Annotated in this window: 9 protein-coding genes; all 9 read right to left on the bottom strand. The window is 59.0% G+C overall.

The features are described 5' to 3' along the window. Positions 1 to 599 (bottom strand): DUF444 family protein (locus OQK_RS13605; RefSeq protein ID WP_016772891.1); only part of this gene is annotated, 599 nt, incomplete at its 3' end. Positions 600 to 718: 119 nt separating this feature from the next. Next, positions 719 to 2,641, bottom strand: a complete 1,923-nt coding sequence (locus OQK_RS13610) for a PrkA family serine protein kinase (protein ID WP_016772892.1) — start codon at positions 2,639 to 2,641, stop codon at positions 719 to 721. 296 nt (positions 2,642 to 2,937) lie between these two features. Next, entirely contained in the window at positions 2,938 to 3,267 is a 330-nt protein-coding gene (gene glpE / locus OQK_RS13615) for a thiosulfate sulfurtransferase GlpE (RefSeq protein ID WP_016772893.1), read from the bottom strand. 33 nt (positions 3,268 to 3,300) lie between these two features. Continuing rightward, entirely contained in the window at positions 3,301 to 4,182 is an 882-nt protein-coding gene (locus OQK_RS13620; protein WP_016772894.1) for a symmetrical bis(5'-nucleosyl)-tetraphosphatase, read from the bottom strand. Further along, positions 4,182 to 4,562 (bottom strand): Co2+/Mg2+ efflux protein ApaG, encoded by a 381-nt coding sequence (gene apaG / locus OQK_RS13625; RefSeq protein ID WP_016772895.1) that lies wholly within the window; start codon positions 4,560 to 4,562, stop codon positions 4,182 to 4,184. Before apaG ends, OQK_RS13620 begins: the two co-directional genes overlap by 1 nt. A gap of 113 nt (positions 4,563 to 4,675) precedes the next feature. Then, positions 4,676 to 5,494 (bottom strand): 16S rRNA (adenine(1518)-N(6)/adenine(1519)-N(6))-dimethyltransferase RsmA, encoded by an 819-nt coding sequence (gene rsmA / locus OQK_RS13630; RefSeq protein WP_016772896.1) that lies wholly within the window; start codon positions 5,492 to 5,494, stop codon positions 4,676 to 4,678. Next, positions 5,491 to 6,480 carry a 4-hydroxythreonine-4-phosphate dehydrogenase PdxA gene (pdxA, locus tag OQK_RS13635; RefSeq protein ID WP_016772897.1) on the bottom strand — a complete coding sequence of 330 codons (990 nt, stop codon included), beginning with the start codon at positions 6,478 to 6,480 and terminating at the stop codon, positions 5,491 to 5,493. The genes rsmA and pdxA overlap by 4 nt, the downstream gene beginning before the upstream one ends. Continuing rightward, positions 6,477 to 7,799, bottom strand: coding sequence for a peptidylprolyl isomerase SurA (gene surA, locus OQK_RS13640; RefSeq protein ID WP_177318478.1), 1,323 nt, complete (start codon positions 7,797 to 7,799; stop codon positions 6,477 to 6,479). Before surA ends, pdxA begins: the two co-directional genes overlap by 4 nt. Continuing rightward, the coding region (locus OQK_RS13645; protein ID WP_016772899.1) for an LPS-assembly protein LptD at positions 7,774 to 10,506 on the bottom strand (2,733 nt) is incomplete at its 5' end. The genes surA and OQK_RS13645, both read right to left, overlap by 26 nt.

Here is a 10,506-nt window from a genome sequence, read left to right on the forward strand (position 1 = left end):
TCTTCACGCTTCAGGCGCGCCAACTCTTCCTTGGCTTCCCTCAACTTGGCGCGACTGCTGCCCGACAGGGCAATACGTCGGGCATGGGCCGAGCGCAGGGTGCGGATGATGTTGATCCGCGACGGATTGCCCTCGTTGCTGATCCCGGCGCGTACGGTTTTGAATGTGTCGGTGCCGGTCAGGTTGCGTTTGACCAGGTTCGGCAGTTCCAGGTCTTCGAACATGAATTCGAGAAACTCTTCCTGCGTGATCTGGAAGACGAACTCGTCCATGCCTTCGCCGGAATTCCCCGCCTTGCCCGGACCGCGTCCACCGCCGCCTCCCGGTGGACGAGCGATATGTTCACCGGCCGTGAACTCTTTGTTACCGGGATGCACGACGGTCTGCTTGCCGCCGCGTCCATGATGAAGCACCGGCTCGTCGATATCGCGGCCGGGAATGCTGATCTGCTCGCCATGCTCCATATCCGTGATGGAGCGGCGACTGACTGCCTCTTCGACAGCCTTCTTGATGTGGTCACGGTAGCGCCGCAGAAAACGCTGGCGGTTCACCGTGCTCTTGTTCTTGCCATTGAGGCGTCGGTCGATCACATAGCTCATAAGGCCCCTCCGGGGAGCTTCAAGTTTTGAGCTGCAAGCTGCAAGTAGAAGCGAATGCCCGTGTTTTCGGGTTCACGCGCTTTGTTCTTGCAGCTTGTGGCTTATAGCTTGCAGCTGCCTCACTGCGACTTGCGGACCCGCAGGTACCATTCGGACAGCAGGCGTACCTGTTTATCGGTGTAGCCACGTTCAACCATTCGCGTAACGAAGTCGTTGTGTTTCTGCTGATCCTCCTTGCTGGCCTTGGCGTTGAAGCTGATGACGGGCAGCAGGTCTTCGGTGTTGGAGAACATTTTCTTCTCGATGACCACCCGCAGTTTTTCGTAGCTGAGCCAGGTCGGGTTCTTGCCGTTGTTGTTGGCCCGGGCGCGCAGGACGAAGTTGACGATTTCGTTGCGGAAATCCTTCGGATTGCTGATGCCGGCCGGTTTCTCGATTTTCTCCAGTTCTTCGTTCAGCGCCACGCGGTTGAGAATCTCGCCGGTTTCCGGGTCGCGATACTCCTGATCCTGAATCCAGAAATCCGCATACAGCACGTAGCGGTCGAAGATGTTCTGACCGTATTCGCTGTAGGACTCCAGATAAGCGGTCTGGATTTCCTTGCCGATGAATTCGATGTAGCGCGGCGCCAGGTATTCCTTCAGATAGCGCAGGTAGCGTTCGCGGGTTTCGGCCTGGAACTGTTCCTGTTCGATCTGCTGCTCCAGCACATAGAGCAGGTGCACTGGGTTGGCGGCGATTTCATGCGGATCGAAGTTGAACACCTTGGAGAGGATCTTGAAGGCGAAGCGGGTCGACAGACCGTTCATGCCTTCGTCGACACCGGCCGAATCGCGATACTCCTGAATCGATTTGGCCTTCGGATCGGTGTCCTTGAGGTTTTCACCGTCGTAGACGCGCATCTTCGAGTAGATGTTGGAGTTTTCCGGCTCCTTGAGGCGTGACAGCACGGTGAATTGCGCAAGCATTTTCAAGGTGTCCGGTGCGCAGTGCGCCTTGGACAAGGAACTGTTGAACAGGAGTTTGTCGTAGATCTTCACTTCATCGCTGACGCGCAGGCAGTACGGCACTTTGACGATGTAGATCCGGTCGATGAACGCCTCGTTGTTCTTGTTGTTGCGGAAGGTGTGCCACTCCGACTCGTTGGAGTGAGCCAGCAGGATGCCGGTGAAGGGAATCGCGCCGAGGCCTTCGGTACTGTTGTAGTTGCCCTCCTGAGTAGCGGTCAGCAATGGGTGCAGCACCTTGATCGGCGCCTTGAACATTTCGACGAATTCCATCAAGCCCTGGTTGGCTCGGCACAGCGCACCGGAGTAGCTGTAGGCGTCAGCGTCGTTCTGCGGGAATTCTTCGAGTTTGCGGATATCGACCTTGCCGACCAGCGCCGAGATGTCCTGGTTGTTCTCGTCACCGGGTTCGGTCTTGGCCACCGCAATCTGATTGAGGATCGACGGGTATAGCTTGACCACGCGGAACTGACTGATGTCGCCGCCGAATTCGGCCAGGCGTTTGGTCGCCCAAGGCGACATGATGGTGTTCAGGTAGCGTCGTGGAATGCCGAAATCTTCCTCAAGGATCGCGCCATCTTCAGTGGCGTTGAACAGACCCAGAGGTGATTCGAAGACCGGCGAGCCTTTGATGGCGTAGAAAGGTACCTTCTCCATCAGCTGTTTCAGCTTCTCGGCCAGGGACGATTTACCGCCACCGACGGGGCCGAGCAGATAAAGAATCTGTTTCTTCTCTTCCAGGCCTTGGGCGGCGTGGCGGAAATACGAGACGATCTGGTCGATGCATTCTTCCATCCCGTGGAAGTCTTCAAAGGCCGGATAGCGGCGGATCACCTTGTTGGAGAAGATGCGCGACAGCCTCGAATTGGTCGAAGTGTCGAGCAGTTCCGGTTCGCCGATCGCCATCAATAGACGCTCGGCGGCGGAAACGTAAGCGCTGCGATCGTTTTTGCACAGCTCCAGGTACTCCTGCAGAGAGAGTTCTTCCTGGCGTGTGGATTCGAAGCGTTGTTGGAAGTGGCTAAAGATACTCATGACGTCACCTCGCTCGATACGTGGAGCCGACGCCGGATCACTCAGTCGATGCTGGCAGCAGTCGCTGTGGCAGCTGCTGTTTACCCCCCAGAATTCTCCCACGGTCGACAAACCGCGAAAGCTACTCCCGATGATCCGCGCGCCGGTGTACCGGCTCTCCCCTGATTTGGATGGCCTGCGCTTAAGGATAGTTGGGAATTCGAGAGGTAAAGGCGAGATACGTAATTAGTTGTGGCAGACCGTTCGTCTGCCGCGCGCAGGACCACGGCAGCCGGGGCCTGCGCTGCGCAAAAAAATTATTCGGCGGTGCCTTGCGCGGTTTCCGACGGATAAGTCGTACGCCACAGCTCAAAGCCGCCGTCCATGCTGTAAACATCGGAGAAACCTTGGCTGACCAGATAGGCGGCTGCGCCCTGACTGGAGTTGCCGTGATAGCAGACCACGACGGTCGGTGCATCAAGATCGGCGCCTTGAATGAAAGCGTGCAGCGAATGGTTGTCGAGATGCTTCGAACCGCTGATATGCAGCGCGGCAAAGGTCGCCGGGTCGCGCACGTCGACCACAACGGCGCCTTGTTCACGCAGGGCCTGCGCCTGTTCCGGGGGGATTCGTTTGAATTCGCTCATGGCGGGTTCCTGTAGCTCAACTGAAAGTGCAGTCTAACGCGGCGCGTCGACTGGCGAAGATTCGGGGATAAGTGGCGCAACCGTGTGTGCAAGCCCGCCGTGCTCGTCGCATTTGCATGACAGGCGTTCGCCGCTGTCGACGTTCATCAGCGTCAGGCTGCCGCCCCATACGCATCCGGTGTCCAGCGCGGAAATGCCCGGCTCGTGGATATTGCCCTCGAGCGCAGCCCAGTGACCGAAGATGATGCGCAGGCCTTTGGTCTTGCGCTCCTTGTGCTGGAACCACGGCTTGTAGCCGGGCGGGGCGCTGTCCAGGCCTTCCTTGCTTTTGAGGTCGAGCTTGCCCTCGGCGGTGCAAAAGCGCATGCGCGTGAAGTAATTGGTGATCACCCGCAGACGATCAATGCCTTTGAGATCGTTGTCCCATTTTGCCGGCTCGTTGCCGTACATACCGTCAAGGTAGGCGGGGAATACGTTGTCGTCACGCAGGGCGGTCTCGACTTCGGCGGCGCACTTCAACGCACGGCGCAGCGACCATTGCGGCGGGATGCCAGCATGGACCATCGCAACATCGCGTGTTTCGTCGTAATGCATCAGCTTCTGCTGGCGCAGCCATTCCATCAATTGCGGGCCGTCGGGGGCCTCGATGATTTCGCGCAAGGTGTCGCTTTTCTTCAAACGCTCGATCTTTTTCGCGGCGGCCAGCAGATGCAAATCATGATTGCCGAGGACACAGACCAGCGACTCGCGCATCTCGTAGAGAAAGCGCAGGGTTTCCAGCGACTGCGGGCCGCGGTTGACCAGATCGCCGACCAGCCATAGCCGATCCAGCACCGGGTCGAAGGCAACTTGCTTGAGCAAGCACTTGAGCGGTTCGAGGCAGCCTTGCAGGTCACCGACGGCGTAAGTCGTCATCAGTGCAGGGCTCCGGGTACGGCGAGGCGAAACGGTTTGATGGTCGCATCGAAACGTTTGCCGTCGTCGGCGAGCATCTGATAGGAGCCTTGCATGGTGCCGACCTTGGTGGTCATCACCGTGCCGCTGGTATAGGTGTGGCTCTTGCCTGCATCGATCAACGGTTGCTGGCCGACGACGCCTTCACCGCGCACGTGTTCGACATGGCCGTCACCATCGGTAATCACCCAGTGCCGGGACAGAAGCTTGGCCGCAATCTCGCCGTTGTTCTGTACGGTGATGGTGTAGGCGAAGGCGAAACGGTCGTGTTCGGGTTGCGATTGGTCTGCCAGATAATGGGTGACGACGCTGACATCGACCTGATAACGGGAATCGGACATGCAAGAGGGCCTTAACGAAGCGGAACGCGGGGCGTAGCTGATGGGGAATCAGTCTAGGCAAGTATCGGGCAGTAAACCAGAGTGGTGTGCTGCCCGATAGCGTTCATCGCGAGTCAGTCGGCGGCAGGAGTGGCCGGAACCTGTATCGCGAGTTGGTCGGCCAGGCGCACGAATGCAGCCAGATCCAGCTGCTCGGGACGCAGGCTGCCATCGACGCCGGCGGCTTCGATTTCGGCATTGCTGAGCAATTGCTTGAGGGTATTGCGCAAGGTTTTGCGGCGCTGATTGAAGGCTTCGCGTACCACGCGCTCCAGCAGCTTGTGATCCTTGGCCGGGTGCGGCAGTACCGCGTGCGGCACGAGACGAACGATCGCCGAATCGACTTTCGGCGGCGGATTGAATGCGCCTGGGCCGACGTTGAACAGATGTTCTACACGGCAGTGATACTGAACCATGATCGACAGACGACCCCAATCACCGCCACCCGGGCCTGCGGCCAGACGCTCGACCACTTCTTTCTGCAACATGAAATGCATGTCACGAATGATGCCGGCGTTGTTCAGTAGGTGAAAAATCAGCGGCGTGGAGATGTTGTACGGCAGGTTGCCAACCACCCGCAGGCTGTTCGGCGCGGCATTCAGCGTATTGAAGTCGAACTTCAGCGCATCGCCCTGATGCAGGTTGAAATTGCTCATGCCGGCAAACTGCTGATTGAGGATCGGGATCAGATCCTTGTCCAGCTCCACTACGTCGAGTTGCGCGCCGGAGCCCAGCAAACCTTGGGTCAGCGCACCCTGACCGGGGCCGATTTCCAGCAGGCGGTCGTCAGGCTTGGCGTGGATGGAGCGCAGAATGCGGTCGATAACGCCGGCATCGTGGAGGAAGTTCTGACCAAAGCGTTTGCGCGCCTTGTGTTGGTATTGCTCGTTCATAAACGGGTCTCGGCCATCTGGTAGGCGGTTTCCAGGGCGACTTGCAGGCTGCCGGTGTCGATCCTGCCGCTGCCGGCCAGATCCAGGGCGGTGCCATGGTCGACCGAGGTGCGGATGATCGGCAGGCCCAGCGTCACGTTGACGGCAGCGCCGAAGCCTTTGTACTTGAGCACGGGCAAGCCCTGGTCGTGGTACATCGCCAGCACTGCGTCGCAGTGCTCCAGATATTTGGGGGTAAACAGAGTGTCGGCAGGCAGCGGGCCACGAAGGTCCATGCCCTCGCCGCGCAGGCGCTCTAATGTCGGTTCGATGATGTCGATTTCTTCATGGCCCAGGTGGCCGCCTTCACCGGCGTGCGGGTTGAGGCCGCAGACCAGGATGCGTGGCCGGGCGATGCCGAATTTGTCTTGCAGGTCGGCGTGCAGGATTCGCGTTACGCGCTCCAGCCGTTCCGGGGTGATCGCGTCGGCAATCTCGCGCAGAGGCAGATGCGTGGTGACCAGCGCCACGCGCAAACCGCGAGTGGCCAGCATCATCACTACTTGCGCGGTGTGCGTCAGGTCGGCGAGAAACTCAGTGTGTCCAGAGAATGCGATGCCCGACTCGTTGATCACACCTTTGTGTACCGGCGCAGTGATCATCCCGGCGAAGTCGCCATTCAGGCAGCCGTTGCCGGCGCGGGTCAAGGTTTCGAGGACGAATGCCGCGTTGGCCTTGTCCAGTTGCCCGGCGATTACCGGTGCGCTGAGCGGCGTGTCCCAGACGTACAGGCTGTTGGCCGGCGCTGGAACATCTGGCCACTGCCCCGGCGCGACATCCAGCAGACTGACGGCCAGCCCCAGCTGCGCGGCCCGCTCAAGGAGCAGGTCGCGGCTGGTGATGGCAATCAGGGGATGTGGCTGGGCTTGCGAAGCGAGCAGCAGGCACAGGTCGGGACCGATGCCGGCCGGTTCGCCGGGTGTCAGCGCGAAACGCTTGGGTTTCACTGCGCTGCCTGGTCTGCACCAGGAAGTTTGATCTCTACGTATGCTTCGTCACGGATCTGACGCAGCCAGGTCTGCAGCTCTTCGTCGTATTTGCGGTTCCGCAGTACGGTCATTGCTTGCTGCTCACGGGCCTGTTCGGTGCCGTCAGTGGCGCGACGGCCAAGGACTTCCAGCACGTGCCAGCCGTATTGGGTCTGGAATGGCTTGGACAGCTGACCTTGCGGGGTCGAAGCCATCACTTCGCGGAATTCCGGGACCAGCACGTTCGGGTCGATCCAGTTCAGGTCGCCGCCGTTAAGGGCGGAACCCGGATCTTCCGAGTAGTTTTTCGCCAGTTCGGCAAAGTCTTCGCCGGCGGTGATGCGGTCATACAACGATTGCACCAGTGCCTTGGTCTTGGCTTCGTCGCGGATCGGGCTCGGCTTGACCAGAATGTGACGCACATGCACTTCGTCGCGCATCTGCGCTTCGCCGCCACGTTTGCCCAGCAGCTTCAGAATGATGAAGCCGCCCGGTGTACGCGCAGGCTGAGTAATGTCGCCAACGGCCATGCTGCTCAATTCACGATCGAACGGCGGCGGCAGTTGTGCGGCTTTACGCCAGCCCATGTCGCCGCCTTCCAGCGCGTTGTCGCTACCGGACTTGGCCACGGCCATCTGACCGAAGTCAGCGCCTTGCTTGAGCTGCTGGTAAACATCCATGGCCTGACGATAAGCGCTCTGAATCGCTTCAGAGTTGGCGCTTTCCGGGGTCGGAATCAGGATGTTGGCCAGGTGCAGTTCTTCGGACAGTTGCATCTTGCCGAGGTCAGAGGCGAGGAAGTTTTTCACTTCCTGCTCGGACACCTGAATGCGCTCGGCCACACGACGCTGACGCACACGGCTGATGATCATCTCGCGTTTGATCTGATCACGGGCGTCGTCATAGTTCAGGCCATCGCGAGCCAGCGCAGCACGGAACTGATCAACAGTCATGTTGTTGCGCTGGGCGATGGTGCCGACAGCCTGGTTCAACTCTTCGTCAGTGATGCGGATGCCCGAGCGTTCGCCGATCTGCAGTTGCAGGTTTTCGACGATCAGGCGCTCGAGCACTTGCTGATCGAGCACGCCCGGAGGCGGCAGACCGCCACCGCGCTTGGCGATGGTCTGCTGAACTTCGTGAACGCGCTGGTCCAGTTGGCTCTGCATGACCACGTCGTTATCGACGATCGCCACCACTTTATCGATGGACTGTACGGCGGCGTTGGCCGCCGTACCCAGGAACAACGCGCCCAGCAGCACCGGGCGCAGACAATCAGAAAGCTTGGTCTTCACGTTCACGATAACCTTGAATGCCTTTGTCGAGGAAGCTCTCTACCTTGGCGCCAGTCAGGCCGCCGAGTCCCTTCAGAACAATTTGGAGGAAGATGCCATGGTCGCCTTTTTCGTTTTCCGGGGCGTTCTGACTGTTTTCGTCATAAGCGACCCAGTAACGATTGATCAGGCGCAGTTTCCAGCAGCAGTTGTCGTATTCGAAACCACCGAAGGCTTCCAGCGTGCGATTGCGGTTGTAGTCGTACTGCCAGCGGCTGATGGCGTTCCACTGCGGAACGATCGGCCAGATGACCGAGAAATCATGCTGCTGGATCTTGTAGTAGTCCTTCACGTAGCCAGGTTGGCCCGGGGTGCCATAGTCACCGCCGCCCACCGACCACTGGCCGGTGTTCTGGTCGTAACGGATCTGGTCATTGCGATAGCGATAGCCAGCGTTGATGACTTTGTTCGGGTTGTCAGCCGGCTGGTAGTGGAACATCGCACTGCCGGAGCGTGGGCTGCGGCTGTCCGGGTCCCAGTTGTAATCGGCAGTGGCGCGCCAGTCACGGTTCCAGCGGTATTCATATTCCAGCGCGTACGGCGAGACACTGGATTTGGAGTCTTCACGAGTTTTCGCATCGATACCAGGCAATTGCACTTCGCGATTCTTGAAGTAGTACGCCTGGCCTACGCTGATGCGCTGACGTTCAAATCCGTTTTCTTCGATCCAGCGACTGGTAACGCCCAGCGATAGTTTGTTCTCGTCGCCTACACGGTCGGCGCCGGAGAAGCGGTTGTCGCGGAACAGCGAAGAGTAATTGAAGGTATATTCGCTGGTGTCGAAGACCGGAATGTCTTCCTGATCTGTTTCTGGAACATAGAGGTAGAACAGGCGCGGTTCCAGAGTTTGGCGGTAATTCTTGCCGAAGTAGGAAGTATCGCGATCGAAATACAGGCCGCTGTCGATGCTGGCAATCGGGACGCCACGGCTCTGGTTGCTGTCGAACTTGCCATAAAGCTTCTGGTTTTCCGGGGACAGGGCATCAATCTGGGATTTGCCGGTACTGTCCAGATCAAGCTGATACTGCGTGTACTGATACTTCAACGATGGTTTGAGGAAACCATACGTCCAGTTCATCGGCAGGCTGACGCCCGGCTTCAGGTTCAGGCGATCACCGTTGGCGCGGGCCAGACCGGTGATGTTTGTGTCCAGACGACGTTCGGCAATGCCATCTTCATTGATGAAGTCGCCATCACGTAGATCGCGATCGAAACGAACCAGCTCGGTCTCGTAATCGAAATTCAGACCTTCCGGATGGTACGGCAGCTGACCATTGAAGGTGATCTGCGGCAGACGACCATACGGTGTGATGTTGGAAACGGTAGCCAGCTGATATTGCTGAGCATTCAGGCGTGCGGTGTAGTTGTCGCCACGATAGCTGACCGCACCCTGCTGATTGACGAAATCATCGCTCTTCACACCAATCTGATCGGTCTGCAGATCCTGGAAGTAATACGGATCGCTGATCTTGGTGTAATCAACTTCTGTGAGCACGCGGGAGTCGAGACCGCCCTTGTGCTGCCAGTTGTACATATAGCGAGTGTCTTTGTAGTCGGACTGAAGCTTGCGATCGTCGTTCTCATCGTTGAGATACGCCGCACCGAACTGACCTTCACTCGACTTGGTCAGGTAACGGAATTCACCTTCCACCAACATGCCGCGCTTGCTCATGTAGCGCGGGTACAACGTGGCGTCGTAGTTCGGCGCCAGGTTGAAGTAGTACGGAGTGACCAGCATGAAGCCGGTGTCGCTGCCCGAACCGATGGTCGGCGGCAGGAAACCTGACTGGCGGCGGTCGTCGATCGGGAAGTAGATGTACGGGGTGTACAGAATCGGGATGTCTTTGACGCGCAACGTCACGTTGGTCGCGGTACCGAAACCGGTGGCCGGGTTCAGGGTGATGTTGTTGCCCTTGAGCTGCCAGGCGTTGCTGTTCGGTTCGCACGTGGTGTACGTGCCGTCCTTCAAGCGGATGATCGCGTTTTCAGCACGCTTGGCGTACAGCGCGTTACCGCGGATGCGCGATTTGTGCATCACGTATTCGGCGTTGTCGACCTTGGCTTCGCCGGTGTCGAGCTGCACATCGGCGTGGTCGCCGACGATCAGCGCGCCGTTGTCGCGGATACGCACGTTGCCGGCCAGTTCGCCGCGGCTCTCGGCCTGATACAGGTTGGCCTCGTCGGCTTCGACCTGCATGCTGCCCTGACGCATGATCACGTCACCGGCGAGGCTGGCGACTTGTGTGTCCTGCTCGTAACGCGACGCTTTGGCACCGATGAAGGTCGGCGCGTCACTTTTATTCGTCTTGTCATTCATGCCAGGACGAATCGGTTCGATATAGGAACCAGAGCAGTAAGGACCGGTCTCGGCCAATTGCGCAGCGGTGAGCTTCTCGCGCGGAACCCAGTCGAGGTGACTGTAGTCTTCGCTACGGGATTTCAGGCCGCGGCCCTTGGACTCGGTGACCAGTGCGGTTTTCGCGCCAGTGTCGGCGTCGGAACCCTTGTCAGCCGCAGGCTCGCCGGCAGCGCTGACGGCACTGCCGTCATGTACCGGGCGCGGCGGCAATGCCGCGGCGGGCGACTTGGGCGCACAGTCCCAGCCACCCGTAGCCGAGACGGAGCAGTCATACTGCTCGGCGGCAACAACGAATTGACTGGCCAGAGGTTGCAT

It is taken from the genome of Pseudomonas sp. R62, from assembly GCF_000257605.1.
GTDB lineage: Bacteria > Pseudomonadota > Gammaproteobacteria > Pseudomonadales > Pseudomonadaceae > Aquipseudomonas > Aquipseudomonas atacamensis.